The sequence below is a fragment of the Leifsonia sp. RAF41 genome (assembly GCF_052114085.1).
Classification (GTDB): domain Bacteria; phylum Actinomycetota; class Actinomycetes; order Actinomycetales; family Microbacteriaceae; genus Leifsonia.
Map to the genome: position 1 here is coordinate 1,961,691 of NZ_JBFREB010000001.1, position 26,899 is coordinate 1,988,589.

General features: G+C 67.4%; 26 protein-coding genes and 4 tRNA genes. 16 read left to right on the forward strand and 14 right to left on the reverse strand.

Going from position 1 to position 26,899, the window contains the following annotated elements:
• The first annotated feature begins 1 nt into the window (after nt 1).
• From AB4Y74_RS09450 to AB4Y74_RS09460, 3 genes are all read left to right on the forward strand, one after another.
• Complete coding sequence (locus AB4Y74_RS09450) at nt 2–1,108, forward strand: sensor histidine kinase (protein WP_441798835.1); 1,107 nt, start codon at nt 2–4, stop codon at nt 1,106–1,108.
• Nucleotides 1,105–1,755 carry a response regulator gene (locus AB4Y74_RS09455; RefSeq protein WP_441798836.1) on the forward strand — a complete coding sequence of 217 codons (651 nt, stop codon included), beginning with the start codon at nt 1,105–1,107 and terminating at the stop codon, nt 1,753–1,755. The genes AB4Y74_RS09450 and AB4Y74_RS09455 overlap by 4 nt, the downstream gene beginning before the upstream one ends.
• Nucleotides 1,756–1,865: 110 nt before the next feature.
• A complete protein-coding gene (locus AB4Y74_RS09460) occupies nt 1,866–2,111 on the forward strand; it encodes a hypothetical protein (RefSeq protein WP_441798837.1) in 246 nt (81 codons plus the stop codon).
• A 99-nt stretch (nt 2,112–2,210) separates the two neighbouring features.
• Here AB4Y74_RS09460 and AB4Y74_RS09465 read toward each other — a convergent pair whose 3' ends face one another.
• Nucleotides 2,211–2,918 carry a PaeR7I family type II restriction endonuclease gene (locus AB4Y74_RS09465; protein ID WP_441798838.1) on the reverse strand — a complete coding sequence of 236 codons (708 nt, stop codon included), beginning with the start codon at nt 2,916–2,918 and terminating at the stop codon, nt 2,211–2,213.
• On the reverse strand, nt 2,908–4,581 hold the full coding sequence (locus AB4Y74_RS09470; protein WP_441798839.1) for an Eco57I restriction-modification methylase domain-containing protein: 1,674 nt from the start codon (nt 4,579–4,581) through the stop codon (nt 2,908–2,910). Before AB4Y74_RS09470 ends, AB4Y74_RS09465 begins: the two co-directional genes overlap by 11 nt.
• Nucleotides 4,582–4,865: 284 nt before the next feature.
• Here AB4Y74_RS09470 and AB4Y74_RS09475 point away from each other — a divergent pair, with 284 nt between their 5' ends.
• From AB4Y74_RS09475 to AB4Y74_RS09495, 5 genes are read left to right on the forward strand one after another with little or no spacing between them, the layout of a single operon-like run.
• Nucleotides 4,866–5,417: a tyrosine-type recombinase/integrase gene (locus AB4Y74_RS09475; protein WP_441800427.1), complete on the forward strand. Its 552-nt coding sequence runs from the start codon at nt 4,866–4,868 to the stop codon at nt 5,415–5,417.
• Nucleotides 5,418–5,434: 17 nt separating this feature from the next.
• The gene (locus tag AB4Y74_RS09480) at nt 5,435–5,854 is read left to right on the forward strand and encodes a hypothetical protein (RefSeq protein ID WP_441798840.1); all 420 of its coding nucleotides are present in this window, start codon (nt 5,435–5,437) and stop codon (nt 5,852–5,854) included.
• Between the two features lie 58 nt (nt 5,855–5,912).
• Nucleotides 5,913–6,218, forward strand: a complete 306-nt coding sequence (locus AB4Y74_RS09485) for a hypothetical protein (protein ID WP_441798841.1) — start codon at nt 5,913–5,915, stop codon at nt 6,216–6,218.
• Nucleotides 6,219–6,245: 27 nt separating this feature from the next.
• On the forward strand, nt 6,246–6,386 hold the full coding sequence (locus tag AB4Y74_RS09490) for a hypothetical protein (RefSeq protein WP_441798842.1): 141 nt from the start codon (nt 6,246–6,248) through the stop codon (nt 6,384–6,386).
• A gap of 35 nt (nt 6,387–6,421) precedes the next feature.
• The gene (locus tag AB4Y74_RS09495) at nt 6,422–7,126 is read left to right on the forward strand and encodes a hypothetical protein (RefSeq protein ID WP_441798843.1); all 705 of its coding nucleotides are present in this window, start codon (nt 6,422–6,424) and stop codon (nt 7,124–7,126) included.
• A 494-nt stretch (nt 7,127–7,620) separates the two neighbouring features.
• Here the strand turns inward: AB4Y74_RS09495 and AB4Y74_RS09500 are convergent, their stop codons facing one another.
• The 4 genes from AB4Y74_RS09500 to AB4Y74_RS09515 form a co-directional block, all read right to left on the reverse strand.
• On the reverse strand, nt 7,621–7,818 hold the full coding sequence (locus tag AB4Y74_RS09500) for a helix-turn-helix transcriptional regulator (RefSeq protein ID WP_441798844.1): 198 nt from the start codon (nt 7,816–7,818) through the stop codon (nt 7,621–7,623).
• 439 nt (nt 7,819–8,257) lie between these two features.
• Nucleotides 8,258–8,329, reverse strand: a tRNA-Val gene (locus AB4Y74_RS09505).
• Between the two features lie 26 nt (nt 8,330–8,355).
• A tRNA-Cys gene (locus AB4Y74_RS09510) sits at nt 8,356–8,426 on the reverse strand.
• A 65-nt stretch (nt 8,427–8,491) separates the two neighbouring features.
• Nucleotides 8,492–8,564 (reverse strand) — tRNA-Gly (locus AB4Y74_RS09515).
• Between the two features lie 158 nt (nt 8,565–8,722).
• On the opposite strand from AB4Y74_RS09515, the gene AB4Y74_RS09520 reads away from it, so the two are divergent.
• Nucleotides 8,723–8,795: transfer RNA gene (locus AB4Y74_RS09520), tRNA-Val, on the forward strand.
• 41 nt (nt 8,796–8,836) lie between these two features.
• Here AB4Y74_RS09520 and AB4Y74_RS09525 read toward each other — a convergent pair.
• The 6 genes from AB4Y74_RS09525 to AB4Y74_RS09550 form a co-directional block, all read right to left on the reverse strand.
• A complete protein-coding gene (locus AB4Y74_RS09525; protein WP_441798845.1) occupies nt 8,837–9,721 on the reverse strand; it encodes a LysM domain-containing protein in 885 nt (294 codons plus the stop codon).
• A gap of 129 nt (nt 9,722–9,850) precedes the next feature.
• Nucleotides 9,851–10,243 (reverse strand): type II toxin-antitoxin system PemK/MazF family toxin, encoded by a 393-nt coding sequence (locus tag AB4Y74_RS09530; protein ID WP_441798846.1) that lies wholly within the window; start codon nt 10,241–10,243, stop codon nt 9,851–9,853.
• 28 nt (nt 10,244–10,271) lie between these two features.
• Nucleotides 10,272–11,576, reverse strand: coding sequence for an ammonium transporter (locus AB4Y74_RS09535; protein WP_441798847.1), 1,305 nt, complete (start codon nt 11,574–11,576; stop codon nt 10,272–10,274).
• Between the two features lie 103 nt (nt 11,577–11,679).
• Complete coding sequence (locus tag AB4Y74_RS09540; protein WP_441798848.1) at nt 11,680–12,954, reverse strand: ammonium transporter; 1,275 nt, start codon at nt 12,952–12,954, stop codon at nt 11,680–11,682.
• Nucleotides 12,955–13,158: 204 nt separating this feature from the next.
• A complete protein-coding gene (locus AB4Y74_RS09545; protein WP_441800428.1) occupies nt 13,159–13,593 on the reverse strand; it encodes a SufE family protein in 435 nt (144 codons plus the stop codon).
• A gap of 83 nt (nt 13,594–13,676) precedes the next feature.
• Nucleotides 13,677–14,576, reverse strand: a complete 900-nt coding sequence (locus tag AB4Y74_RS09550) for a sulfurtransferase (RefSeq protein WP_441798849.1) — start codon at nt 14,574–14,576, stop codon at nt 13,677–13,679.
• Between the two features lie 158 nt (nt 14,577–14,734).
• Here AB4Y74_RS09550 and zapE point away from each other — a divergent pair, with 158 nt between their 5' ends.
• Nucleotides 14,735–15,790, forward strand: a complete 1,056-nt coding sequence (gene zapE, locus AB4Y74_RS09555; RefSeq protein WP_441798850.1) for a cell division protein ZapE — start codon at nt 14,735–14,737, stop codon at nt 15,788–15,790.
• 22 nt (nt 15,791–15,812) lie between these two features.
• Here the strand turns inward: zapE and AB4Y74_RS09560 are convergent, their stop codons facing one another.
• On the reverse strand, nt 15,813–17,045 hold the full coding sequence (locus AB4Y74_RS09560; protein ID WP_441798851.1) for an alpha/beta hydrolase family protein: 1,233 nt from the start codon (nt 17,043–17,045) through the stop codon (nt 15,813–15,815).
• A gap of 100 nt (nt 17,046–17,145) precedes the next feature.
• On the opposite strand from AB4Y74_RS09560, the gene AB4Y74_RS09565 reads away from it, so the two are divergent.
• The 6 genes from AB4Y74_RS09565 (at nt 17,146) to AB4Y74_RS09590 (ending at nt 24,783) form a co-directional block, all read left to right on the forward strand.
• Nucleotides 17,146–17,757: a DUF3000 domain-containing protein gene (locus AB4Y74_RS09565; RefSeq protein WP_441798852.1), complete on the forward strand. Its 612-nt coding sequence runs from the start codon at nt 17,146–17,148 to the stop codon at nt 17,755–17,757.
• Nucleotides 17,750–18,946 carry an HRDC domain-containing protein gene (locus AB4Y74_RS09570; protein WP_441798853.1) on the forward strand — a complete coding sequence of 399 codons (1,197 nt, stop codon included), beginning with the start codon at nt 17,750–17,752 and terminating at the stop codon, nt 18,944–18,946. The genes AB4Y74_RS09565 and AB4Y74_RS09570 overlap by 8 nt, the downstream gene beginning before the upstream one ends.
• 73 nt (nt 18,947–19,019) lie before the next feature.
• Entirely contained in the window at nt 19,020–20,228 is a 1,209-nt protein-coding gene (locus AB4Y74_RS09575) for a thiolase family protein (RefSeq protein WP_441798854.1), read from the forward strand.
• A 7-nt stretch (nt 20,229–20,235) separates the two neighbouring features.
• Nucleotides 20,236–22,374, forward strand: coding sequence for a 3-hydroxyacyl-CoA dehydrogenase NAD-binding domain-containing protein (locus AB4Y74_RS09580; RefSeq protein ID WP_441798855.1), 2,139 nt, complete (start codon nt 20,236–20,238; stop codon nt 22,372–22,374).
• Nucleotides 22,375–22,672: 298 nt separating this feature from the next.
• The gene (locus AB4Y74_RS09585; protein ID WP_441798856.1) at nt 22,673–23,497 is read left to right on the forward strand and encodes a hypothetical protein; all 825 of its coding nucleotides are present in this window, start codon (nt 22,673–22,675) and stop codon (nt 23,495–23,497) included.
• Between the two features lie 305 nt (nt 23,498–23,802).
• Nucleotides 23,803–24,783, forward strand: coding sequence for an aldo/keto reductase (locus AB4Y74_RS09590; protein WP_441798857.1), 981 nt, complete (start codon nt 23,803–23,805; stop codon nt 24,781–24,783).
• Nucleotides 24,784–24,882: 99 nt separating this feature from the next.
• On the opposite strand, the gene dxs is transcribed toward AB4Y74_RS09590, so the two are convergent.
• Complete coding sequence (dxs, locus tag AB4Y74_RS09595; protein WP_441798858.1) at nt 24,883–26,850, reverse strand: 1-deoxy-D-xylulose-5-phosphate synthase; 1,968 nt, start codon at nt 26,848–26,850, stop codon at nt 24,883–24,885.
• Nucleotides 26,851–26,899: the final 49 nt, after the last annotated feature.

Consider the following 26,899-nt stretch of genomic DNA (forward strand, 5'->3'; position numbering starts at 1 on the left):
TATGGTCGATCCGCGGTGGCGGACTGTACTCACGGTCACGCCCTACCTGGTGCTGGCGGCTCTGGCCGCGTTCGCGATCGCCACGCGCTGGGGCGACCAGCCTCGGCTGGTCTCAGAGCTTGCGCTCTGCGTCGGCTACGGCGCATGGGTGGTCGTGTTCCGGGATCTTCGGTTCCCGTGGTATCGCCGTCCTGCCGCGATTGCGGTGCTGATGACCGGTGTCGTCGTGATCAACCTGGTGCTCGTTCAACTCGACAGCTGGTTCGCTTTCCTCACGATCGCGACGTTCTCGATGGCCTACTCGCTCGTGCGCTGGCCATGGGAGCTCCTGGCAGTCGCGGCCACCGCTGCGGTCGCCGGTCTTGCCCAGGCGTCGAGTTTCGGGCTCGATGCGGCCGGATTCGGTGGCCGGGCGATCGTGGTGGCGCTCAACATCGTCGTCATGTGCGGCCTCTCCTGGGGGCTCCGACTCACGCGCAGACAATCGGATCGGGCTGCGACCGAGGCCGAGCGATCCCGGCTGGCCCGCGAGATCCACGACACGCTGGCCCAGGGTTTCGCTGGAATCGTGACGCAACTCCAGGCCGCCGAACATGCCCCGGACGAGAAGACACGAGCGCGGCATTCGGACGCCGCCCTCACCCTCGCCCGTGAGGGGCTGGCAGAGGCACGGCGTTCCGTGCAGGCCTTGCGCCCCGTCGCCCTTGATGCGGCCGCGCTTCCCGAAGCGGTCGCGGCGACGGCGCGGCGCTGGTCGGACCGCACGGGCATTCCGGTCGACGTACGGATCGGGGATGCGACCGACGCGCTCCCGACAGAGGTCGAGGTCGCACTTCTGCGCACCGCCCAGGAGGCACTCGCCAACATCGAACGCCACGCGCATGCCCGCACGGTCACCCTCACCCTCCGGCAGAACGACCGTTGTGCGCGCCTGGAAGTCCGCGACGACGGTCGCGGCTTCCGACCCGACGCGCCGCCAGCGTCCTTCTCCGCCGGCGGCTACGGGCTCATCGCCATGCGCGAACGGATCGAAGCGCTCGCCGGCCACGTGGTGATCGTGTCCGGCCCAGGGCAGGGCACGTCCGTCGTGGCCGAGGTGCCCGGATGAGCCCCGTGCGGCTCCTCGTGGTCGACGATCACCCGGTGGTCCGGGATGGGATCGTCGGCATGGTCGCCTCCGACCCGGACATCGAGGTGGTTGGTGAGGCGCGGGACGGCGGCGAGGCCGTTGGCCTCGCTCGGGCACTCCTGCCGGACGTCGTTCTGATGGATCTCCGCATGCCCGGAATCGACGGCGTGAGCGCGATCCGGGAACTTCGGCGCCTGGGGTCGCCAAGCCGGGTCGTCGTGCTGACGACCTACGATGCGGACGCCGACGTTTTACCGGCGATCGAAGCCGGCGCGACCGGTTACCTGCTGAAAGACGCGCCGCGCGACGAACTGGTGCGCGCCGTGCACGCGGCCGCCAAGGGGCACAGCGCGCTGGCGACTTCGGTCGCCTCGCGGCTCGTCGACCGAGTGCGCGCTCCGGAGACGGCGCTGCTGAGCCCGCGCGAGCTCCAGGTCCTCGCCCTCGTGGCAGAGGGCACGACAAACCGCGAGGCTAGTGCCCGGCTGCACGTGAGCGAGGCCACGATAAAGACACACCTGCTGAACGTCTATTCGAAACTCGGTGTGGCCGACCGCGCGGCCGCGGTCGCCGAGGGTTTCCGTCGGGGACTCCTCGGCGAAGCCCCTTCACCGCGGGGCCGATGACGGAACCCGCGACCCGGGACGATCGCCTTCGACCAGGCCGGAAACGCAAAAACCCCCGGAACTCCGGGGGTTTCATGGTGGGCGGGTGTGTGTGGTGCGGCATCGGGTCGGTGACGGTCCCCCGGTACGTGGAGGCGTGGACGGCGCACAAGATCGCCCCGGGCAGCATGGGCGGCACCGGCCCCGACGGACTGAACGTGCACCTGTGCCCGGCGTGCCATCTCGCGCACAGCGACCCGTTCCCATCCGACTGCGGACCACTGGCTGGCGCGCTGCTCGCGTACGTCCCTCCGACCGCCGGTTGCGCGGTGGCGGCACCGCGGACCCAGAACTGCGCGGGGTATGCGGATGGGTAGTGACCGGGGCTGCTCAGCCGAACGCCGAGCCGTGGACGCACGTCGATCTCGACGGGCTCCGGCGGCTCCTCGACAAGCACGACTGGTAGTGAGGCTGGTCTATGCCAGTGCCGTCAGAGCGAACTGAACCCGTCCGTGAATCAGAGTCCGGAGGGTGTCGGCAGTTGCAGAGGGCACCGGCTCGTCGAACCCAACGGTCTGATCCGGGTTGAGCCAGGTCTCCACCATCCAGCCTGCCTGGTAGACGTTTCGTGCCACCATGCGCTCGATCGCGATCGAGTATTGGCGCGCGTACGTGAAGGGGACGAACGCTAAGTCGAGTGGAAAATTATGCGACTTGGGGGTGTTCCTGCGGACTGGTTCGCAATCTCGGTTGAAGGTCATCCCCCACGCGGCCCAAACACCGAGTTTCCCGAACGCCTCACTGATTTCTTGCACCGCAAGTGCGTCGTGGGCGCTGCCGATCGCCTCCTCGATGCGATTGTTCGCGTTGTTGCTGGGGCTCTTCTCCTGTGACTTGAGCTCGACTACCCCGACGAGGTGGCCCTTATGTATGGCCACTACGTCCCAATTCTTCGAACGGCGATAGTAGCCGGGGATCACTCTGTCGAGCGTGACCTCTGACTCTTCCAGACCCGCATCGATGAACATCTGCCGCACGAACGCCGCGATGCTCTGCATGTGGCGCGCATTCCGCGCATTCGCGCCGCTATTACCAAGGCCGGCTGCGTCAAGCCGTGCCGACGACGCACCGCGTTCGGCCCACCAGTTGACCAGCAATGGTTCAATGTCGCTGCTACTCGGCATTCAGGATCTCCCTGTCAACTAGCTCGTAATCGCGCACGTCAATGCCGTACGCCTTCCCGGCGGCAAGCGTAGCTGCATCGACATCGCGTGCCCGGAATGCCGCTCGGAGGCTCTCGGCGACTGGTCCCGCGAGATCTTCCTGCCTTGGGACGCGGATTCGCTTCAGGTACTGCGCTTGGAACCGCAATGTCCCGCCGCGCATCCGCACGCAATAGGCCTCGATGAACGCTTGCGCGATGCGCGAAAGAAGAATGCCCCCAAGCACTTCCATGTCCCAGGTGTCAGAAACGACGTAGTACAGGTTGTGGTGCGGGTAGTATCCACCCGGCTCGAGCACGGGATGGATCGTCGCCTTCATGTCTTGGAGCAGGAGCTTCGGCCTGTCAGCGAGGCCGGGATACGCCTTGTCGATGGTCCGATACCAGGTGGCCGGCGATCGCATTGCGATGTGTCGTTTCCGAAGAGCCGGGTGACCTTCCAGATATGCAGCGAGGCGCGGGTAGTCCGCCAGAGACACGAGGGACCCGTCATCGTGCCATGGATTGACGAGATAGTTCCCCTGCCAGTCGAAGGTCCCTGACATGAGGTCTCTTCGCATCGCAAGGGGCATCATACGGTCGGATTCGGCGACCGAAGAATCCTTCGTTACATAGACCTTGTCCGCGCCTGTTGCGATCCCGATTGAGACTCGTGTCTGAGTTGCATCCGGGTCATGCAACGGGGGGAAACGCTCGTTCAGCAGCTCGATGAGAGAGAGACGCGCAGGGGAACCCGTAGGCCACAACTCGCTGCCCTCGAACCAGTGTGGGAGACGATGTGCCGATACCCCATCCGCACTGAACTCATCGTTCGCTTCCGCTGTTGCCCAGGTCACAAGTGCGGCAGCGGCCTGGGGTCCAAAAACGCTTGTCGTGTCAGCCGCGATCGCCTTGCCCTGTGGGCGATTTGAGATGACAGTGATCGCAGGATAGGCGGACACCTCGGCCTCGAATGCGTCCACATCGTGCATTGACCAGACGTGGTCGACGGAATACCGCGCGGCTACGAGCCGTCTAAGCTCAGCGCCGTACTGGTTGCGCATCCACCTATCTGCACAAATGAAACCTACTTTTCCGCCCGGAGTAAGCATGGCCAGCGAGCGCTCAAAGAATCCAACGTAGATGTCGCCTCGACCTCGCATCGTGGTCCACGACGCTCGGTAGGCCGCTGCCGTATCTGCAGACAGATCGTCATAGCGGATGTACGGCGGGTTGCCCACGACTACATCTGCCGCTCGCGCATCCACCTCGTCGAGAAGAAAGTCAGCGTGTCGAACCCACGACGAGGACAGTCGGACCGCGTCGGCTGAATCTACTCCCGCGGCCTCCAAGATCTGCTCGCACATCTGACGACTCACGATGACGTGCTGCTCCTGCAAATCGTATGCACGGATCGCATCATCTAATTCTTCTAGCCGTCGTCCGTGCTCGCGAGCGCTTGCGACGAGGCGTTCTACGGCCGGACCGAGGAACGCTCCCGACCCGCACGACGGTTCCAGCAGCCTGAGGCTGACAAGGTCGGCATCGGCGCGATATCCCACAAGGTCGAGCAGCGTCTCCACTACCCAGCTACGAGTAAAGATCTCGCCGTAATTGACCGGAACAATCTGTTCTAAGAGCACCATGCAACCTTACGAGCGACGTCCGACACGGGTGCACATGACACCCTCGCGGGTGCACGCATGCGTCCGAAATGGCTCGCAGGTGGCACGCGGTCTGGTTGAAGATCAACTCAAACGCAAAAACCCCCGGATGACCGAGAGTTCTCTTTGGTGGGCGATACTGGGATCGACTTAGTACGGGAGATGCCGCCGCAGCCGCGAGATCTCGGCGCTTCCCCCGCTATTCCGCGGATCTCGGCGCGCTAAGCTGAGTCACGAGTGGACACGATATCCCACGAGTCGCCGCTATCCCCGACCGTTTCAGGGCGCTCGTCTATCTCGCGGCCGAAGCTGGACTCCGCTATGGCGAGGCGACGGATCTGCGTCGCTCCGATCTCGTCGTCGAAGATGGGCGCGTGCGCGTCACCGTCTCGCACGCCGTCACGCGCACGGCTGACGGCTTCGTGAGCGGCCCGACGAAGAGCGAGGCGTGCGTGCGCTCGATCCACGTCTATGGCGACGCTGCCGACGCGATCGTGCGCCATCTCGACGCCCACGTAACCCGCTTCGGCGACCCGCTACTCTTCCCCGCGTCGGATGGTGTGTCGCATCTGTCGCAATCGACCTTCCACACGCCGACGTGGAACGACTCCCGGACGGCCGCGGGACGCCCGGACATGCCCTTTCACGCTCTCAGGCACTACGCGGGCACCCGATACGCCCGGCACGGCGCCACGCTCGCCGAAACGATGAGTCGCCTCGGGCACTCGTCGATGACCGTCGCCATGCGCTATCAACACGCGACCGACCGCGACGCCGAGATCGCCGCCCGCATGGCGAAGCGAGACGCGTCGGCGTAGCTCGCTAGGCTCGCGCCGTGGATCTTCGCGCATGGCTCGTCGTCGCAACAATCGCCGGCTTCCTGATTACCCTTGGGGGGCTCGTCGCCGCATGGGTCAGCGCTCGCCGCGAGTACGCGGACGCACAGCGGCGGATAGACAAGATGAAGGAACTCGGCGAGGCCGAGAAGGCTGAGAACGACGCGATAGCGGCGGATCCGAGCCATCCGCGACGGGCAGTACCTGCTGATCAGCGGAATGCCGAGTGGACGGCAAAGTTCACCGAGCATGATCTCGTGCGCGCGTCCTGGGGCAACCTTTCGTTCATTGCCGCGTACGAGTCTCGCCGGCTACTGGGGGTAGTGCTCAAGTCGACAGGCCGCGAGTTTGTCGTCGCGGCCTTCGGTCTGCTCATTTCGACTGCGGCGAGCGTCGGATCGCTGTTTCTAACGTCCTAAGTGCCGCGATCCCGTTAAGCTGAGCACGCCCCCCGAAAGGCTTTGAGAGGGGTGCCCTATGGGCAGAGAGAGCGAGCTCATCGCGATTCGCGTTCTACGTGAGCAGGGATGGGCGTATGGCGCGTGGCGTCAGCGCTTGAGCTATCGGGAGATGGCTCGCCGGTCGAAGCTTGCCGCTGACGACGGCGGCCTCGGCTATGGCTTGAGCGAGCACCTGATCAAGCAACGGCTCGACGGCTACCGCGAGCGCATGCGGCCGTATCTGGAGGCGAACGCCGTGACGGCGCGAGAGCGACAGATCGCCGAGCTCGACGAGCTCTCCCGCCTGGCTCAAGCTGCACTCGCGAAGGCTGCGGCCGGCTGACGGATCGACAAAGACGCTGCGCGACTCATGCTCGACGTTCACGCCCGCGAGGCGCGCCTTCTCGGGCTCGACGCCCCGACGACCGTCGTGGCCGATGTGCGGACGCACGACGCGCTCAACGAAGAGCTCGACGCGATGCTCGCGAGGATCACGGCCGGGCGTAGCTAACCCACCCCTCGAAACCGCGCCGCTAGGCTCGCGGCATGGTGGATATCGTCAGCGTCGTCAATGCGGTCGTCGAGTGGCTCAAGGGCCTCGCTGTCGCCTTGGCGCCATACGCGAACGTCATCGCGGCGTTCGCGGCGGTCGTCACAGCCATCATTGCCGTGATCGCGCTTGGGAGCACCGCGAACGATAGCCGTGAACGGAGCCGTCCGCTCGTGTTCGCAATGTTCCGACAAGCCGAACACAGCGACACCTCATTCGAGCTTGTTGTGCGGAACTACGGGGCGTCCGCCGCGCGGGAGTTGTCCGTCACATTCGATCCACCGCTTAGCGCGGAAGATCGTCAAGAAACGCGGACGGATTTCGTGGCGCGGCGTTATGACCGAACGATCCCCCTCTTGCCTCCCGGTAGTGAGCTTTCCAACACATGGTGGGGCGGCAGGGTTGCGGCGGGCGGAAACGAGCTCGTGAATGGATTGAATACTCCTGACGAAGTCACTGTCAGCGTCCGCTACAAAGGCAATCGCATTCGCTACTACTCCGACCAATTCGCGCTATCCGCTGACACGATGAAGCTGACGACTTACTCGGTGTCGAGCACGTCAATGCGCGGAAGGATGAAGACGATCGCGGAATCGCTTACGTCGCTCGCAACTCAGACGAAGGGCATCAACGGCCTGATCTACGACATCGGTCGGCGTCTGGTGCCCGATGATGAAGAAGACGACCCCGCGAACATGTAGCTTGCGAGCCTTCTTCGCCCACTTCTTGCGATCCTGCTCGCCGATCTCGGCGCGGAAGATAAGCGCTTCGACGATCTCGTCGTGGTCGGGGAGCACGCGCGGCGGTATCTGACCGATGCGGAAGGGCGGCGGTCGGGATCATCGTCGCTGCGCCGTCGACCAGATCGAGCAAATCGCCATAGTACTTGAGCGCGCGCTCGATCGTTAGCTCTGTGAGGTCGCGCGCCCTGCAACGTTTACGAGAGCCGCCCGAGCTTGAAAAGGAGGTCCGCGAGCTCGCTCTCGGCAGCCCCGACGAACCGCAAGTGCTCACGTGCGAAGTGCTCGTCGCGCGCGACCCGGGCACGCCATCGCCCGGCCTCGGCGGCGAGATACGCGAGCGGGGAAGGTCCGCACGCGCTTGTCGGCGGCGGTCGTGCGCGGCTTATTCCAGCGCGCCCGGGCAACCTCGGCGAAGTGCGCTGAGCGCTCGGGACCGGATGCAGGGATCGGACTCATCGATCGGCCCTCGCGACTGTGAGCGGGCGACCGGCGGACGCGAGCGACGCGGCGTCGATGCGGATGAGACGCGGGCCGATGCGTACGGCCTTGAGGGTGCCGTCAGAGATGCCACGGCGGATTGTCTTCGTTGAGACGCCCAGACGAGCGGCGGGTTCGTCTATCGAGACGAGAGGTTCGGAGCGAGTGTCCATTTGTCAGCCCTACAGATTCCGTTGGATCCGACCGCCCCCGCGGTGCGGCGGGCGGACTAGCTGACGAGTGAAGATTAACATGCATCCCGCTCGTCGATACAACTACGGGATGCGGCGTGTCGGATCGAGTCCTTTACGACGTTGCGCCGTAACGATCATGACGCGTGCCGAACGTCACTTGTTCCGTGTTCCGGGCTAAAGACCCGGAAACATCGGGAACAGATTGTGACCCTGTTCCGGGAACATGGCGGGAACGTTCCGGGAACAGATAGAGAGTGAAGACTGGGCGTCGTCGCGAGCTACACGCATCGGCGCATACCTCGCGCACAAGCCGGTCACGTCGCGAGGGGGGGCGTCGGCGACCGCCGTCGCAAGCGGTCGCTCTCCCACGACCGTCGCCCGGGCATGAGAAAACCCCGGCGGACCGGGGCTATTTCTGTGGGCGATACTGGGATCGAACCAGTGACCTCTTCCGTGTCAGGGAAGCGCGCTACCGCTGCGCCAATCGCCCGAGCCTGAACGCGAAGCTCAGGATCGAGGTGGATACGGGATTCGAACCCGTGTATACGGCTTTGCAGGCCGCTGCCTCGCCTCTCGGCCAATCCACCGAACGCCACAACACGGAAAACCGTACCGTACCTGAGAGACCCGATCCGAAGACCGGGCCGACTCGAGCGGATGACGAGACTCGAACTCGCGACCCTCACCTTGGCAAGGTGATGCGCTACCAACTGCGCTACATCCGCATTTCGTTCCGCAGTTTCCTGCGGCACTTGAAAGACTCTAGCCGATCCATACGCGCAAGACAAAACCGATGACGCCTGTCGGGTGTGTCGGTCGACGGGGTCGCGTCGATGTGCGTCGCGGGCCCGGAGTCGGCTAGTATCGAATCTCGCAAGCACGAGGGCGATTGGCGCAGTTGGTAGCGCGCTTCCTTCACACGGAAGAGGTCATCAGTTCGAGTCTGGTATCGCCCACCCCAGAGAAACCCCCGGTTATCCGGGGGTTTTTTGTATGACTAGAGGATCTGCGGGTCCAGGTTCAGGATCGCGTCCTCGTAGAGGTTGCCCTGCTGGTCGAACGCGCCGCTGCCCGGGTTCAGCCACAGCAGGTCCTGCAGTGTGATCCCGAATCGCTCCGCAACATTCGCCGGCAGGTCGCCGTGTCCGACTCGGTAGCTCTTGGGCGCGCCGGAGGGTGTGTTCGCGGTCACCATGCCGCCGGCGAGCGGTCGTGCTCCCCCGTCCGCGGGGCGGACGTTCGTCTGCCGGGCGGGAACCGACCAGTGGACCGTGTTGACGGCCAGAACTTTGGCAGGGCCGAGCTCGACCGGCACACCGTCGGCGCTCGCAACGGACGAGTAGGTGACGAGGGCGACCAGGTACGAAGGCGCGGTTCCGATGTTCGCCGACGAGGGGGCGGTCGCTGAGCTGGTCGGGCCGCCGAGCGGGTGGTCGCCGACACCGTGATCAGTGAGGCCGTCTCCGACCCGAGGAGGGATGTCGATGAGCGTCGCCGACACGGGGACCGGAGCCGTGTTCGTGAAGCCGGAGTACTCAGCGGAGTAGGTGTCGTCCCCGTTCGACACCATCCGGTAGTGGAAGTGGATGCTGCCCTTCGGTGAGGCGACGGCGCCCTCCGCGACGACCGTCCCCGCCGGCACGGGTGTGATGAAGGGCGCAGGCGGCGGTGGCGAGCTCGGCGACGGCGACGGCGACGGAGGCTGCGACGCGCTTCCAGCACCGGACGGTGAGGGCGTCGGAGTTGCGCGGACGGTGGGGCTCGCCGTCGGCGTCTGTGAGTGACGCTCCGCGGTCGCTGCGGTCGGGACGCACCCGGCGAGAACCGCCACGACGGCCGCCGCCGCGACGACCGCGGCCGAGACGCTCCTCGCGGTCGTCACGGCCGTCCTTCTCGAATCAGTGAGCCGGTGACGACGGATTCTGCGGGCACCGGACCATCATGCTGCCAAGTCGGTGAGAAAACCAACGGTTTTTCCGAAGAATCCTTTCACGCGCCCGACACGAGCTCGTCAGCGCCACCCGTACCGGCCGGCGAGCGCCGCGCGCACCGCGCCGAAGCGCCGTGAGTCGAGTGCGGCCGCCTCGCGGCGCATTCCCGACTGCTGCACCCGGAACACCCGATCGAGCCGCGCGAAGCTGGGGCGGTGCCGGCCGTCCCAGTCCCCCGAGCCGATCGGCAAGTATTCCGGGCGTCCGGGGTGCTCCTGACTGGTCAGCGCGACCGCGAGCACGGAGCCGGACGGCTCGGTGGCGACGACGAGCACCGGGCGGTCCTTGCCCCGGCCGTCCGCCTCCTGGTAGGGCACCCAGGTCCAGACGATCTCGCCCGGGTCGGCGTTGCCGCCGAGGTTCGGGTTGTAGGAGGTGCGGATGCGTCCGAGCGCGCGCGGGTCGACCTCCACAGTCGCCCCGGCGCCGGCGCGTCCGGGCTCAGTGGGCGGAGCCGGCGTCCGAGGCGCTCGGGATGGCGCCGGCGCTCGGGACGCCGTCCGCGTCCCGGACGGGCGGAACAGCGCGGTCAGTGCGGACAGGACGCTTCTCACGGAGGCCACGATCGGCACCATAGCGGATGCGCGTCAGCCCCATCGTGAAGCGCAGGGCGAGGGCGAGCAGCAGCGATACCGTCGTCGCGTACAGCAGTACAGCCATACCGGCGACGCCCTGTGCGATGAAGAGGTCGAAATTGCCGCTGTCGATCATACCGCTCCCGCTGGCGAACAGCCCCGGGAACAGGAGACCGACCAGACCGCCGACGATCGTGACGACGCAGAGAGTGAGCGACGGCCCGAACCGGGCTCGCGCCGCCAGGTCGACCATCGTGGCGCACGCGAGCGCGGACAACGCGCCGGCCAGCATCGCCCAGCCGAGGGTGAGGACACCGGAGGCCGCGGTCACCGCGACGAGGCCCGCGAAGGCTCCCCACAGCGCGCTGCTCAGGGTCGGGCGGCGCAGGAGAACCGCATCCACCAGCATCCACATCAGCACGCCCGCAGCCGATGCGACGAAGGCGCCGACCGCCATCAGCGGAGCGTAGCTGTCGAGCGCCCCCTCGGAGCCGACCACCAGCCCGAGCCAGCCGACCCACAGTGACGCCCCGCCGAACGCCACCAGTCCCGGACGGCTCGGCCGCGTCGGCTGGTGCTCGCCGCGACCGCAGGCGAGGAGAACGCCGACCGCGCTCCCGCCGGCGGCGACCACCACCAGCGCCCCCCCGAAGTCGACGACCTGGAGCGCGCCCGACGCCCACCCGTCGTCCAGCGAGAACACGCCGTATGCCACCGGGGAGACGACCAGGACCAGCCAGACGATCGAGAACACGATCCAGGCGCGCAGAGTCAGTCGCGAGGCGACCGCCACCGCGACGACGGCGGTGCACAGCACGAGGACGGCGATCAGGTAGCCGGCTCGGGCTGCAGGATACGGCGACGCGCCGGCCGGATCGGTCCCGCCGAGCGACGCCAGACTCGGGTCGGGCGTTCCGATCAGGTGCGGAACGAGTGGAGCACCCGCGATCATCCCGTACACGCCGAGCACGGCCAGGAGGACGGTGACGGCGGTGCCGAGCAGGACGAAGCGGAACGCGCGCGCGGCGCGGGCGCGGCCCGCGAGACCGCCTGCGAAGAGGGCCAGCCCCACAGCGGCCAGGAGCACCAGCGCGCCGCAGAAGAACAGCAGCAGCGCATCCACTTGGTCCGGAGTCGCCTGCACCATGGTGCTCGCTCGCCCTGGAATCACCCATTCACCCTAGCGATGCTCGTGCCGGACGACCGCCTCGTACGACAGAACGGGGCGCCGCCCGCAGGCGACGCCCCGTCCCGGGTCGGGAGTCGGAGTCCGATCAGACCGTCTCGAGAGCGTAACCCTCTTCGCCGTGCACCACGGTGTCGACGCCGGCCAGCTCGTCCTCGTTCTTGATGCGGAATCCCATCGTCTTCTGGATGGCCCAGCCGATGACGTACGCCAGGACGAAGGAGTAGATCAGCACGGAGAAGGCGCCCAGCGCCTGCACTCCGAGCTGCTGGAAGCTGCCGCCGTACAGCAGGCTCGAGAACGGCTTCGAGGCGTCGCCGTCCACGTGGGTGAAGCCGAAGAAGCCGATCCACAGCGTTCCGATGATGCCGCCGACGAGGTGGATGCCGACCACGTCGAGCGAGTCGTCGAAGCCGAGGCGGAACTTCAGGTCGATGGCGATGGCGCAGACCGCACCGGCGACCAGGCCGAGGACGATCGCCCAGCCGGGGGTGAGGATGTTACAGGCCGGGGTGATCGCGACGAGGCCGGCGACGGCTCCGGATGCAGCGCCGATGGAGGTGGGCTTGCCGTCCTTGATCTTCTCGACGACCAGCCAGCCGATCGTCGCGGCAGCGGGAGCAGCGAGCGTGTTGACCCAGGCGAGGGCGGCCACGCCATCCACTGCGGCCTCGGAGCCGGCGTTGAAGCCGAACCAGCCGAACCACAGGAGAGCGGCGCCGAGCAGCGTCAGCGGCACGTTGTGCGGCTTGTTCATGCCCTTCTGGAAGCCGACGCGCTTGCCGAGCACGAGCGCCAGCGCCAGGCCTGCGGCACCGGCGTTGATGTGGACGGCCGTACCACCGGCGAAGTCGTTCACGTGCAGCCCGGCGACGATCCAGCCCTGGGACAGGTTGAAGACCCAGAAAGCGACCGGGAAGTAGACGACGGTGACCCAGATTCCGGCGAACACCATCCACGAGCTGAACTTGGCGCGGTCGGCGATCGCACCCGAGATCAGGGCGACGGTGATGATCGCGAAGGTGGCCTGGAAGCCCGCGAACGCGAGGCCGCCGAGGTCAGGGGTGATGCCGTCCTTGCCCATGAGGCTGGAGAGGAACCAGTCCGGAGTACCGAGGAGACCCGGGATGGACGGCTTGCCGAACGAGAGACCGTAGCCGTAGAGCACCCAGAGGACGCCGACCAGGGCCATCGCTCCGAAGCTCATCATCATCATGCTGATGACGCTCTTGGCCCGGACCATGCCGCCGTAGAAGAAGGCGACACCGGGAGTCATCAGCAGGACCAGGGCTGCGGCGACCAGGAGCCAGAGGGCGTTGACCGTCCCTGCCTCCGCGTATTCCGCTGCTGTGTGGAGCACCATGCGAATTGTCTACCTCTCTGTGCTGTGCCCCGCGGGTGACGCGTCCCGATCCGGGTGGGGGGCGCTTTCGGGGTGCAGCCAGTCTGAGACGGAGAGGTTTCGGCAGAGGGTTGCTCGTGTTTCGCGAGTGTTACGCATCCCCACGGCGTGTAAACACTGTGTTTCGGGATGCTCCCGATCTGCTCGGGAGTCGCCGCGGAAATGTCAGGCGGCGAGCTTCTGGCGAACCTGCCGCTTGGCGCGGCCGAGCAGGGCGGACATTCCGCGGAGGCGCAGCGGCGAGACGGCCTGCGCCAGCCCGAGGGTCTGCGGGTAGTCGTCGGGCACGGCCAGCACCTGGTCGGCGGTGAGTCCGGCGAGTCCCTGGACGAGGATGGACGCGAAGCCGCGCGTCGTCGGCGCCTCGCGCGGCGCGGTGGCGAACAGGTGCACGACGCTCTGCGCATCCACCTCGACGAAGATGAAGACCGGCGCCTGGCACTCCTCCACCCGCTCCAGCAGGTCGGGGTGGTCGCGGTAGCGCTCGGGCAGCTCCGGCAACTCGTCGGCGAACTCGAGCAGCAGCTGGAGACGGTCGTTCTGCTCCAGCGCCTGGAAGTCGTCGCGGATCTCGGCGAGCGCGCCCGTCAGTTCGGTCATCATCTCTTAAGGCTACGTCGATTTGGATGCGCGCCGAACGCCGTGCACCGAGCTCTCAGCGCTCGGGGCTCAGCACCGAGCTCTCAGCGCTCGGGAACCGCGCCCGGCTCTGCGCCGGTCGCGATCGGGACGCGCACGGCGGAGCCCCACTCCGTCCAGGAGCCGTCGTAGTTCTTCACGTTCTCGAAGCCCAGCAGGTGAGTGAGGACGAACCAGGTGTGGCTGGAGCGCTCGCCGATCCGGCAGTAAGCGATGACCTCGTCGCCCGGCTTGAGCCCTGCGCCCTCGAGATAGACCTGCTCGAGTTCGGCGCGGCGCTTGAAGGTCGCATCCGGTGCAGCCGCCTTCGCCCACGGCACCGACTGGGCCGACGGGATGTGCCCGGCGCGCAGGGCGCCCTCGGTCGGGTAGCCCGGGATCTCGGTCCGCTCCCCGCTGTACTCCTCCGGCGAGCGCACATCGATCAGGGGCTGGCCGAAGTGGGCGAGCACATCGTCCTTGAACGCACGGACCACCGTGTCGTCGCGCTCGACCACCGGGTACTCGGCCGGCGTGACGGTCGCCGCCTCGCGGGTGAGTTCGCGTCCCTCGGCGATCCACTTGTCGCGCCCGCCGTCGAGCAGGCGCACATCCTCATGGCCGAACAGGGTGAACACCCAGAGGGCGTAGGCGGCCCACCAGTTGTTCTTGTCGCCGTAGATGACAACCGTGGTGTCGCGGGCGATGCCCTTCGAGCCGAGGAGCTCGGCGAAGCGCTCGCTGCTCACGTAGTCGCGGACGACGGGGTCATTGAGGTCGGTGTGCCAGTCGATCTTGACCGAACCGGGGATGTGCCCGGTCTCGTACAGCAGCACGTCCTCATCCGATTCCACCACCACGAGTCCCGGTTCGCCGAGGTGTTCGGCGAGCCAGTCCGTGCTCACCAGGCGCTCGGGATGCGCGTAGCCGGCGAACTCGGGCGACGGGTCGGTCTCGATGGTCATGCTGATGTGCCTCCAGGCGTTGTTCGGGGGTCCGTCCAGGGATTCCGCGCGGGTCGCGGGCTAGGCTGGGAGGCCTGCGACTGCTGCGAACCTACGTCCAGCGTAGGCGGCCGCGAACCGCAGCAGTAAGACTTCGACACAAAGGTGCACACCCCGCCATGACCCTCGAGCAGACCGGCGCCCTTCCCCGCCTCGCCGACCGTTCGCCCCAGATCACCGGCGCCGAGATCGCCGCCAGCCTGGTGCCCCCGTCTCAGTTCGAGCACGCGACCTTCGACTCCTACCGGCCCGATCACGACTACCCCTCGCAGGCGGAGGCGGTCTCGCTGCTGAAGCTGTTCGCGAAGACGTGGGAGCCGCAGCGTCCGGTCGGTCTGTTCAGCCGCAGCCGCAAGAAGGTGGAGGCGATGAAGCCGGGCGTCTACCTCGACGGCGGCTTCGGCGTGGGCAAGACGCACCTCCTGGCCGCCCTCTGGCATGAAGCGCCGGGCCCGAAGTACTTCGGCACCTTCATCGAGTACACGGCGCTGGTCGGTGCGCTCGGCTACGCGGGCGCCGTCGACCTGCTGCGCGGGTCAACCCTGATCTGCATCGACGAATTCGAGCTGGACGACCCGGGCGACACCATGATGATGACCCGGATGCTCGGCGAGCTCGTCGCCTCAGGCACCCGCATCGCCGCGACCAGCAACACCCCGCCGAACGCGCTCGGAGAGGGCCGTTTCGCGGCGAGCGACTTCCTGCGCGAGATCCAGTCGCTGTCCGCCAACTTCGAGACCATCCGGATCGACGGGCTGGACTACCGCCGCCGCGACACCACCGGCAGCGCGATCACGGTCGAGCCGGAAGCGTACGAGCGCATCGTCGCGACGATGTCCGGGCGCGGGGAGACGGTGACGAGCGACGGGTTCCAGGACCTGATCGCCCATCTGGCGACCGTGCATCCCTCGCGCTACATCAAGATGCTCGACGGCGTGGATGTGATCGGCCTCACCGGTGTGGAGGTGCTGCACGACCAGATGGCCGCGCTGCGGCTGGTCGCGTTCATCGACCGCGTCTACGACGCCGAGATCCCGGTCGTGCAGACCGGGGTGCCGCTGAGCGACGTCTTCGACGACGAGATGCTCGGCGGCGGCTACCGCAAGAAGTACCTGCGCTCCACCTCGCGCATGATCGCGCTCACCGCGGGCGAACTGCCGCCCCACGACGAGTAGCGGCTGCGGCGGCTGCGCCCGTTCAGGCGGCCGGATCTCCGACGGAGGCGTCGGCATCCGTTGGAGCGGCGGCCGGGATGTGCTCGGACAGCCACCCCGCGATCGCGGCCGTCCACTTGGCCTCGTCGTAGTTCCACAGCTTCGTGTGGAGGGCGACGTCGAACGACACGAGGGTGACGATGTCGCTCCGCGCCGCGGCGAGCGCACGGGAACCGGTCGACGGCACGAAGCCGTCGTCGTCGCTGTGCAGGATGAGCATGGGCAGGCTGAGCTCGGAGGCGCGAGCGACGAAGTCCATGCTGCGCAGGTCGATCGGGGCGCCCTGGCCGGTGAGCGGGCCGCTCCACTCCGCTTCGATGAGGCGCATCGCTGCCCGCGTCATCACATCCGGCAGCCGGAGCAGGTTGCCCTGGTATTCGAGGGTGTCGACCCAGTCGATGACGGGCGACTCCAGCACGATGCCGGTCACGTGCTCGAGCACGCGGGACCGGGTGATGGTCTGCAGCACGACCGCGCCGCCCATGGACCATCCCATCAGGACGATCGAGCGGGCACCGTGTGCCACCGCGTACTCGATCGCCGCCTCGATGTCGCGCCACTCCGTCCCGCCCAGTCCGTAGCGGCGGTCGACGCTCTCGGGGGCGTCGCCGTCGTTGCGGTACGAGGCGAGCAGGCAGGTGAAGCCGGAGTCGTGGTAGGTGCGGACGGCCCGCAGCCCCTCCTGCCGGGAGGCGCCCCAGCCATGCACCTGGATCACCCAGCGCCCCGGCTCCGCGTCGTCGGGTGCAGGGAAGATCCACGCGGGAGTCTCCCCGAGGTCGGTCTCGATCTCGACACTCGTCACCGGGAGCCCGATTTCGGCGGGCTGCAGATAGTAGTAGCCGCTGATCCGCGCACGTCCGGTCCGTAATTCTCCGAACTCGACGCGCTCCAGCTCGCGCGTGACCGTACCGTCGCCGCGCTCGATCAGTCCGCCGACCTTGGCGAAGCTGGTCTCGCTCCCCCACCACAGGCCGAAGCGGCCGGGCATCGAGGCGTCCGGCGTCGCCCGCAGTGTGACGGTGCCGAGCTCCTCGTCGAAGGAGTGGATGGTCTGGTTCTGCGGCCGACGCCGCACCGGGGTGATGACCGTGCGCGCCACGCGCGTGGTCAGCCACGCGGCACACGCCGCGACCGCCAGCACCAGTCCCCCGGCGACGACCCCCGCCGTGCCGAGTACCTTGCCGAACGCCGATCCCGTGCCGTTCTCCGCCATAGTGGCAGCGTACCGGCGGCCGCCCGAGCGCGCCCTCAGGACATCCTCAGGCGGCGTGCCTTACTGCCAGGACCCGGCAAAGGCTTCTAATGTTCGAAGCGTGCCGACACCGACATCCCCACCGCAGCATCCGGCGGAGTTCGCCACGGCGCTGCAGTCCATTCGAGCCGCAGTGTCGCGTCCGGAGCTCGTGATCGAGGAGATCCCCGCGCCCGCGCAGCTCGCGCCGTACTCCGTCGCGCTCGCGGCCGACGTGCGGCCGGCACGGCACGGGAGCGATTCGGACCTCGGGACCGGGCGCTTCATCCTGCTCTACGACCCCGACGAGCCCGAGGCATGGGGTGGCCCGTTCCGCATCGTCTGCTTCGCTCAGGCGCCGCTCGAGACCGACATCGGGCTCGACCCGTTCCTCGCCGACGTGGCGTGGTCGTGGCTGGTGGATGCGCTGGATGCGCGCCACGCGCGCTACACCGCCGCGAGCGGCACGGCCACCAAGATCATCTCGACCGGCTTCGGCGAGCTGGCCGCGCAGGGCGACGGCTCGCAGATCGAGCTGCGCGCATCCTGGAGTCCCCTCGAGTCGGACGTCTCGGCGCACGTCGAGGGCTGGGGCGAGCTGCTCTGCATGCTCGCCGGGCTGCCGCCGACCGGCGAGGGGGTCAGCCTGCTGAGCGCCCGGTCGACTTCGCCTCGAAGGACACCGCGTGGCTGAACACACCGTCATCGACACGCGCGCCGGCTATCTGGCGGCTGTCGACCGCATCGCCGCAGGCACCGGACCCATCGCGGTGGACGCGGAGCGGGCCAGCGGCTTCCGATATTCACAGCGCGCCTACCTCATCCAGGTGTTCCGCCGCGGGTCGGGGACGTTCCTGTTCGACCCGCCGGCGGTCGGACGCTTCGACGAGCTGGACGCGGCCATCCACGACGACGAGTGGGTGCTGCACGCGGCCACCCAAGACCTCACCTGCCTGCGCGAGGTCGGACTCGACCCCTCGATCATCTTCGACACCGAACTGGCGGCACGGCTGCTCGGGTTGCCGCGCGTCGGCCTCGGAACGGTCGTCGAGGAGCTGCTCGGCATCCACCTGGCGAAGGAGCACAGCGCGGCCGACTGGTCGACGCGTCCCCTCCCCGAACCCTGGCTGAACTACGCGGCGCTCGACGTCGAGCTGCTGCCGGACCTGCGGGACGCGATCGCCGCACTGCTCGACGAGGCGGGCAAGCTGGACATCGCGCGGCAGGAGTTCGCCGACGAGCTGGTCCGCGAGCTGACTCCTGTCCGCACTGAACCGTGGCGGCGGCTCTCCGGCGTCCACTCGATCCGCGGACTGCGCAACCTCGCCGTGGCCCGCGAGCTGTGGCTGAGCCGGGATGCGCTCGCACGCGAGACCGACACGGCACCCGGCCGCCTGGTGCCCGACGCGTCCCTCACCGCCGCCGCGAAGGCCATGCCGGACAGCAAGCGCGCCCTTGCGGCCATGCGGGAGTTCACCGGCCGTGCCAGTCGCACCGAGATCGATCGCTGGTGGGCCGCCATCGAGGCCGGTCGTGAGACCTCCGACCTGCCCGTGCTGCGCGGGAACGGCGACAGCCTCCCGCCGCCCCGTGCGTGGTCGGACCGGAATCCGGAAGCCGACGCGCGACTGAAAGCAGCGCGGACGGCGCTGACCGCGGTCTCGGAGGAGCGCTCCATCCCCCTGGAGAACCTCCTCACGCCCGACACCCTGCGCCGTGTCGCCTGGAATCCGCCCACGGAGATCACGCCCGCGTCGATCGGCGAAGCGCTTTCCGAGCACGGCGCCCGGCCGTGGCAGGTTGCCGCTACCTCACAGGTGATCGCCCAGGCCTTTGTGGAAAGTACCCAAAGCGACGACGAGGGGTCCGAGCCCGCTTCGTAGGAAGGATCAAACGATTCTGTTCGTGCACAGCGGTGTACCTAGGATCGTTTCCGACCTTGATTTGGGAGGCATTGTGGCCGAGAAGAACGAAGTCGTGTTCGTCGACGGAGTCCGCACTCCGTTCGGACGAGCCGGCGAAAAAGGGCAGTACTGGAACACTCGCGCGGACGACCTCGTCGTGAAGGCGATGATCGGACTGCTCGAGCGCAATCCCGAGGTGCCGAAGGACCGCATCGACGATGTCGCCATCGCCGCCACCACCCAGCAGGGCGACCAGGGCCTGACCCTCGGCCGCACCGCCGCGCTCCTCGCGGGCCTGCCGAAGTCGGTCCCCGGGTTCGCCATCGACCGCATGTGCGCCGGCGCCATGACCAGCGTCACCACGCTCGGCTCGGGAGTCGCGTTCGGCGCATACGACCTCGTCATCGCCGGCGGCGTCGAGCACATGGGCCGCCACCCGATGGGCTTCGGCGCCGACCCGAACCCGCGCTTCCTCTCCGAGAAGATGGTGGCCGAGGACGCCCTGAACATGGGCATGACGGCCGAACGCATCCACGACCGGTTCCCCGCGCTCACCAAGGAGCGCTCGGACCGCTTCGCGATGCGCAGCCAGCACAAACTGGCCGCCGCTTACGAGGCGGGCAAGATCCAGCCGGATCTGGTGCCGGTCGCGATCCGCTCCGAGTCCGGCTGGGGCCTCGCCTCGCAGGACGAGGGGATGCGCCCGCAGACCACCATGGAGGGCCTCGCCACGCTGAAGACGCCGTTCCGTCCGCACGGGCGCGTCACCGCGGGCAACTCGTCCCCGCTCACCGACGGCGCCACCGCATCCCTCCTCGCGTCGCACGACGCGGTGAAGGAGCTCGGCCTCACGCCGAAGATGCGGATGGTGAGCTTCGCGTTCGCCGGCGTCGAGCCGGAGATCATGGGCCTCGGCCCTGTCCCGTCCACGGAGAAGGCGCTGCGCAAGGCCGGCCTGACCATCGACGACATCGGGCTGTTCGAGCTGAACGAGGCGTTCGCCATCCAGGTGCTCTCGTTCCTCGACCACTTCGGGATCGCCGACGAGGACCCGCGGGTCAACCAGTGGGGCGGCGCGATCGCGATGGGTCACCCGCTCGCAGCGAGCGGCGTGCGGCTGATGATCCAGCTGGCCGCCCAGTTCGCCGAGCACCCCGAGGTGCGGTACGGCATCACCGCGATGTGCGTCGGCCTCGGCCAGGGCGGCACCGTGATCTGGGAGAACCCCAACTACGACAAGCGCGCTGCGCGGAAGGGCTGAGTCACCCGTGACGGATTACAGCAAGATCGATTTCAGCCCACTCGAGGTCGTCGCCGGCGACGAGGTGGTCACCCACGCGTTCGTGAAGGATGTGCCTCTGCCGAGCGGCAAGACCATCGCCCTCGTGACGCTCGACAACGGCCGCGACCACACCCGCCCGAACACCCTGGGCCCCGCCACCCTGCTGGAGCTCGGCCGCGTGTTCGACGAGCTCACCGAGCGCGCGGGTCGCGGTGAGATCGACGCGGTCGCCGTCACCGGCAAGCCGTTCATCCTCGCCGCGGGAGCCGATCTCAGCCGGGTGAGCGACATCCCGAGCGTCGAGGTGGCGAAGCTGCTCCCCCAGCTGGGCCACTACGTCCTCGGCAAGCAGGCTACCTTCGGCGTCCCGTCGTTCGTGTTCACGAACGGCCTGGCGCTCGGCGGCGGCGTGGAGATCGGCCTCAACGCCGACTACCGCACGATCGACCGCAACACGGCCGCTTTCGCCCTGCCCGAGGTCTTCCTCGGCCTCATCCCCGGCTGGGGCGGAGCGACGATCCTGCCCAACCTCATCGGCATCGAGAACGCGCTCAAGGTCATCGTCGAGAACCCGCTCAAGCAGAACCGCATGCTGAAAGCCCAGGAGGTGTTCGACCTCGGGATCGCGGACGCGATCTTCGACTCGGCGAACTTCCTCGAGGACTCGCTTAAGTGGGCCGACCAGGTCCTCACCGGTGCCGTGGTCGTGAAGCGACCGAACGAGCCGGGCAAGATCGAGCGGATGGTCAAGTGGGACGCGGCCATCGGCATCGCCCGCAAGATGCTGGAGTCCCGCATCGGCACCGTGCCGAAGTCGCCGTACAAGGCGCTCGACCTGCTGAAGGCAGCCAAGGCCAACGACCGCGCTGCCGGTTTCGAGCTCGAGGACGACGCGCTCGCGGAACTCATCGCGGGCGACCAGTTCCAGGCGAGCATCTACGCGTTCAACCTGGTGCAGAAGCGCGCCAAGCGCCCGGCCGGCGCCCCCGACAAGAAGCTGGCGAAGAAGGTCACCAAGATCGGCGTCATCGGTGCCGGTTACATGGCCAGCCAGTTCGCCCTGCTGTTCGTGCGCCGCCTCCGGGTGCCGGTGGTCATCACCGACCTCGATCAGGCGCACGTCGACAAGGGTGTCGCGTACATCCACGACGAGATCGGAAAGCTTCAGGAGAAGGACCGCATCTCCCCCGACGAGGCGAACCGGCTGCGCGCGCTGGTCACCGGCACCACCGACAAAGCCGACTTCGCGGACTGCGACTGGGTCATCGAAGCCGTCTTCGAGGAACTCGGTGTGAAGCAGGACGTGTTCGAGCAGGTCGAGCAGTTCATCTCGGACGAGGCCGTGCTGGCGACCAACACCTCCTCCCTTTCGGTGGAGCAGATCGGCGCCAAGCTGAAGCACCCGGAGCGCCTGGTGGGCTTCCACTTCTTCACCCCGGTCGCCGTCATGCCGCTCATCGAGGTGGTCAACACCCCGCAGACCGACGAGGCGACCCTCTCCACCGCAATGGTGACCGCGGCCGCCCTCAAGAAGAACGCGGTCATCACCGCCGACACCCCCGGATTCGTCGTCAACCGTGTGCTGGCGAAGATCCTCGGGGACGCGATGCACGCGGTGGACGACGGCACCCCGTTCGAGGTCGTCGACGAGGCCATCGCGCCGCTCGGCCTCCCGATGGCACCGTCCGCTCTGCTCGACCTGGTCGGGCTGAAGGTCGGCGCACACGTGCTCGACACCCACCACGCGGCGTTCCCTGACCGCTTCTACCGCTCCGAGAACCTCCACAAGCTGGCCGAGTACGGCACGCTTCTGGAGAAGGACGCCAAGGGCCGGGTGAAGGGCCTCGACAAGGGCGCGGCGAAGATCGTCTCCGGAGGCAAGAACCCCTGGACGAAGGAGCAGATCCTCCGCACGCTGGAGGACGGCCTGGCCGATGAGATCCACCGCATGCTGGTGGACGACCACGTCGTGGAGGCGCCAGAGGACATCGACCTCTGCATGATCCTCGGCGCCGGCTTCCCCTTCCAGATGGGCGGCATCACGCCGTACCTCGACCGTGTGGGGGCATCCGACCGCGTGTTCGGCGACACGTTCCACCACCCGCTGGTCCGGGGCGTCGCGTAGCGCGCACCGACCGTTCATCGAGAAGGCCCGCCCCGGTTCACCGGGGCGGGCCTTCGTCATGATCGCGGCTGGCTCTCGTCTGAGTAGTTGAGGCCTGTTGCCTCCGGATCGATGACATCGACCTCTCCGGTCTACCGGGTGGAGGACGCTAGCAGTCAACGACGCTCAACGATGATCGAGAGCGGAAATAATGAGATTACGAGAACGTGTCGGGATGGGAACGGTAATCGCGTTCGCTGCGAGTCTGTCTCTAACGGGCGCTGGCCCGGCTAGCGCTGCCAGCCAAGATTCAGAAGCCTTGACCGCAGTCGAAAGTGCGGCTCCGTCAGCAGTTGCCGCAGCGGCCAACGTCGTGACGAGGGATGCCGGTGTCCACGCGATCGACGCCAATGTCGCCGGAACGAACGTCACAGTACCCGTCGATCCAGCTGCAGGGATCGTGCTGGGGACTGGAACGCAGGCCGTTTCCGTAGGGCTGCCTTTCGCGTCACATGCGGACGACGCCGCAAGGCAGAAGGCTGGAGTGGTTTCCTACGACAACAACAACGGTTCCGCCACTGTTCCAGTCGTCCTGAACGATGGCACGCTGCAGATCAACACCGTCATATCCGACGCTTCCGCGCCGAAACGCTATGACTATCCTCTCAACGTTCCTCGCGGCCAGCTCCTTCGGCTGACGGCAAACGGAGCGGCGATCGTTACGGACGATGACGGCAACATCAGCGCGATTGTGGCCGTCCCCTGGGCTAAGGATGCCAACGGTCGTGCGGTGTCGACGCACTTCGAGGTCAGCGGCAACACTTTGACTCAAGTGGTCGACTTCACGGCCGCCACGGCTTTCCCCGTGGTCGCCGACCCATCCGTTACCTGGTTGTGGTGGGGGCGGACAATCAAATACAGCACGTCCGAGACCAGGCAGGTCGCGAACTTCGCGGGTACCGCTCAAATGTTCTCGTACCTCTGCATCGTGGGTGGTCTTGCCGGCGCCGCATGCACCACCGCCGCGAATCTGGGTTTTCAGATCGTCAAAAACGCCGCAGTGAACGCATTGCGAGCAGGACGCTGTTTGCAGCTCAACATCCCCCACGTAGGACCGGGACTCCTCTATGACGTCAAGTGCTGAGAACCCGAAGTCTTCGCTGTACAACCTCGTGGCGGACTTCTTCGTATCGGTCTTGGTAGGCGGCGCGATGGCCGCGGTGCTCGTGATGATCGACGCCTCATCGAGAGCTGTCCTCGCTACGGCGCTGGGTGGCCCCGGGGTGTACTTCCTCGGGCAGCGCTTTCGTCGGTTTCGATCGCACAAGCGATCCTCGGCGACCGCTGATCCCCGCTCCTGAAAGGTACGAGAAGGCCCGTCCCGGTTCACCGGGGCGGGCCTTCTGGTCGTATCGTGGCGAGTGTCGGGGACGTAACGAGGAGGAACGCATGGAGAAGATCACGCTGGGGACCGAGAAGCTCGAGGTGTCGCGCCTCGGGCTCGGCTGCATGGGGATGTCGGCCTTCTACACCGGGGCGGGCGCCGACGAGGCGGGATCCATCCGCACCATCCACCGGGCCATCGACCTGGGCGTGACGTTCTTCGACACGGCCGAGATCTACGGTCCCTACACGAACGAGGAGCTGCTGGCGAAAGCCCTGGCGGACGGACGCCGCGAACGCGTCGTCGTCGCGACGAAGTTCGGGACCATCCTGCACCGCCAGAACGACGAGCGCGGCCTCGACGGCTCGCCCGAGAACATCCGTCTGTCGGTCGAGGGCTCCCTCCGACGTCTGCAGACCGACTACATCGACCTCTACTACCAGCACCGGATGGACCCGGGCACGCCGATCGAGGAGACCGTCGGCGCCCTCAAGGAGCTCATCAACGAGGGCAAGGTGCGTCACTACGGGCTCTCCGAGGCGGCGCCGGAGACGATCAAGCGGGCGAACGACGTTCATCCGGTCACGGCCGTGCAGACCGAGTACTCGCTGTGGACGCGCGACCCCGAGTCCGCTGTGCTGCCGACCGTGCGCGAGCTCGGCATCGGTTTCGTGCCCTACTCGCCGCTGGGCCGCGGCTTCCTCACCGGCACGATCCGATCACTCGACGAGTTGTCCGAGGACGACTTCCGCCGCTTCAACCCGCGATTCGCCGGCGACAACCTGGAGGCGAACATCCGCATCGTGGAGCAGGTGGATGCGGTGGCGCGCGAGGCCGGCGCGAAGCCCGGGCAGGTGGCCCTGGCGTGGCTGCTATCGAAGGGCGACGACATCGCGCCCATCCCCGGCACCACGAAGGTCGAGAACCTGGAGCAGAACGTTGCGGCAGCCGACCTCGACCTCAGCCCCGAGCAGCTGGCACGCCTCGACGCGGTGGCCGCGGCGGTCGGCGACCGTTACGCCGACATGACCCCGCTCAACCGCTGACCCTCGGCGGCTCGCGGCTGCGCGACTAGTGAGTTGATGCTCGAATTCCGGTCGAGTGGTGACGTCATGTCACCACTCGACGGGACGGGACGGGACAGGTTAGGCGCGGCGCTTCTTGGCGCGGGACTCCCCGTCGGCCGGCGTGTCGTCGGCCGTCGCGTCGTCCGGGAGAGGACGCGCGATCGGGACCCGGCTGCCCAACACTTGAGCGACGAGGTCGCGAGCGATCTTCTGCGGGGTGAGCCCGGCGTCCTCCAGGATCTGCTCGCGCGACGCGTGGTCGATGAACGCGTCGGGCAGGCCCAGTTCGTCCACGGCGGTGTCGATGCCGGCTTCGCGCAGGTCCTGACGGACGCGCGTGCCGATCCCGCCGACCCGGATGCCGTCCTCGATGGTCACCACGATGCGGTGCTCCGTGGCCAGCGAGAGGATGCTCTTCGGCACGGGGACGACCCACCGCGGGTCGACGACGGTCGCGCCGATTCCCTGCGCGGCAAGGCGGTCGGCGACCTTCAGGCCCAGGTCGGCCATGGGTCCCACAGTGACGAGCAGGACGTCCTTGCGGTCGCCCTCGCGCAGCACGTCCACACCGTCGTCCAGGCGGCGCACGGCGTCGATGTCCGGCTGAACGGATCCCTTCGGGAAACGCAGCACGGTCGGGGCGTCCTCGACCGTCACGGCCTCCCCCAGCTCCTCGCGGAACCGGGTGCCGTCGCGTGGCGCGGCCAAGCGGATGTTCGGGACCACCTGCAGGATGGCGAGGTCCCAGATCCCGTGATGGCTGGGGCCGTCCGGGCCGGTCACTCCTGCGCGGTCGAGCACGAAGGTGACGCCCGCCTTGTGGAGGCCCACATCCATCAGCACCTGGTCGAAGGCGCGATTCATGAAGGTGGCATAGATGGCGACGACCGGATGCAGGCCGCCGTAGGCGAGGCCGGCCGCGCTGGTCGCGGCGTGCTGCTCGGCGATGCCGACGTCGTGAACACGGTCCGGGAAGCGCTCAGCGAACTTATGCAGCCCGGTCGGGCGCAGCATCGCGGCGGTGATGCCGACGATCTTCGGGTTCTTCTCGGCCAGCCGGACGATCTCGTCGGCGAACACATCCGTCCACGCTGGCTTGCTGGACCCGGCCATCGGCTCGCCGGTCTCGGGGTCGATCTGGCCGACCGAGTGGAACTGGTCGGCCGCGTCACGCAGGGCCGGCTCGTAGCCTCGCCCCTTCTGGGTGATCGTGTGGACGATGACCGGCGCGCCGTAGTTCTTCGCCTGCCGGAGGGCCTCCTCCATCGCCTCGATGTCGTGCCCGTGGATCGGGCCGATGTACTTGATGTCGAGGTTCGAGTAGAGCGCCTCGTTGTTGGAGAAGCGGCTCAGGAAGCCGTGCAGGCCGCCGCGCACCCCGCGGTAGAACGACCGGCCGGGTGTGCCGAGCTTGTCGAACGCGCGCTGCGAGGTCAGGTACAGGCTGCGGTAGCTCTTCCGGGTCCGCACCGTGTTGAGGAAGCGCGCCATGCCGCCGATGGTCGGGGCGTACGAGCGCCCGTTGTCGTTGACGACGATGATGAGCTTCCTGTTGTTGTCGTCGGAGATGTTGTTGAGCGCCTCCCACGTCATGCCGCCGGTCAGGGCACCGTCGCCCACCATCGCGATCACGTGGCGGTCCGTCTGCCCAGTCAGCTGGAAGGCGCGCGAGATCCCGTCCGCCCACGACAGCGACGACGAGGCGTGCGAGCTCTCGACGATGTCGTGCTCCGACTCGGAGCGCTGCGGGTAGCCCGCCATGCCGCCGCGCTGGCGCAGCTGCGAGAAGTCCTGCCGGCCGGTCAGCAGCTTGTGCACGTACGACTGGTGGCCGGTATCGAAGACGATGGCGTCCCGCGGGGAGTCGAAGACCCGGTGGATGGCGATGGTCGTCTCGACCACGCCGAGGTTCGGGCCCAGGTGCCCGCCCGTCTTCGACACGTTGGCGACCAGGAACGCACGGACCTCGGCGGCGAGTTGGACGAGCTCTCCGTCCGTCAGCCGGTCGAGGTCGCGTGGACCGTGGATGGTCTCGAGGATGCCCATGGATTCGAGTCTAGGCTCGCGGATATCAAGAGAGGCTCGGAACGTTCCC

Bases quoted from the DNA above. Each gene is read 5' to 3' on its own strand.
- AB4Y74_RS09450 (WP_441798835.1), top strand. From the start codon at position 2: ATGGTCGATCCGCGGTGGCGGACTGTACTCACGGTCACGCCCTACCTG.
- AB4Y74_RS09455 (WP_441798836.1), top strand. From the start codon at position 1,105: ATGAGCCCCGTGCGGCTCCTCGTGGTCGACGATCACCCGGTGGTCCGG.
- AB4Y74_RS09465 (WP_441798838.1), bottom strand. From the start codon at position 2,918: ATGCCGAGTAGCAGCGACATTGAACCATTGCTGGTCAACTGGTGGGCC.
- AB4Y74_RS09470 (WP_441798839.1), bottom strand. From the start codon at position 4,581: ATGGTGCTCTTAGAACAGATTGTTCCGGTCAATTACGGCGAGATCTTT.
- AB4Y74_RS09485 (WP_441798841.1), top strand. From the start codon at position 5,913: ATGGGCAGAGAGAGCGAGCTCATCGCGATTCGCGTTCTACGTGAGCAG.
- AB4Y74_RS09490 (WP_441798842.1), top strand. From the start codon at position 6,246: ATGCTCGACGTTCACGCCCGCGAGGCGCGCCTTCTCGGGCTCGACGCC.
- AB4Y74_RS09495 (WP_441798843.1), top strand. From the start codon at position 6,422: ATGGTGGATATCGTCAGCGTCGTCAATGCGGTCGTCGAGTGGCTCAAG.
- AB4Y74_RS09500 (WP_441798844.1), bottom strand. From the start codon at position 7,818: ATGGACACTCGCTCCGAACCTCTCGTCTCGATAGACGAACCCGCCGCT.
- AB4Y74_RS09540 (WP_441798848.1), bottom strand. From the start codon at position 12,954: ATGGTGCTCCACACAGCAGCGGAATACGCGGAGGCAGGGACGGTCAAC.
- AB4Y74_RS09545 (WP_441800428.1), bottom strand. From the start codon at position 13,593: ATGACCGAACTGACGGGCGCGCTCGCCGAGATCCGCGACGACTTCCAG.
- AB4Y74_RS09550 (WP_441798849.1), bottom strand. From the start codon at position 14,576: ATGACCATCGAGACCGACCCGTCGCCCGAGTTCGCCGGCTACGCGCAT.
- zapE (WP_441798850.1), top strand. From the start codon at position 14,735: ATGACCCTCGAGCAGACCGGCGCCCTTCCCCGCCTCGCCGACCGTTCG.
- AB4Y74_RS09560 (WP_441798851.1), bottom strand. From the start codon at position 17,045: ATGGCGGAGAACGGCACGGGATCGGCGTTCGGCAAGGTACTCGGCACG.
- AB4Y74_RS09590 (WP_441798857.1), top strand. From the start codon at position 23,803: ATGGAGAAGATCACGCTGGGGACCGAGAAGCTCGAGGTGTCGCGCCTC.
- dxs (WP_441798858.1), bottom strand. From the start codon at position 26,850: ATGGGCATCCTCGAGACCATCCACGGTCCACGCGACCTCGACCGGCTG.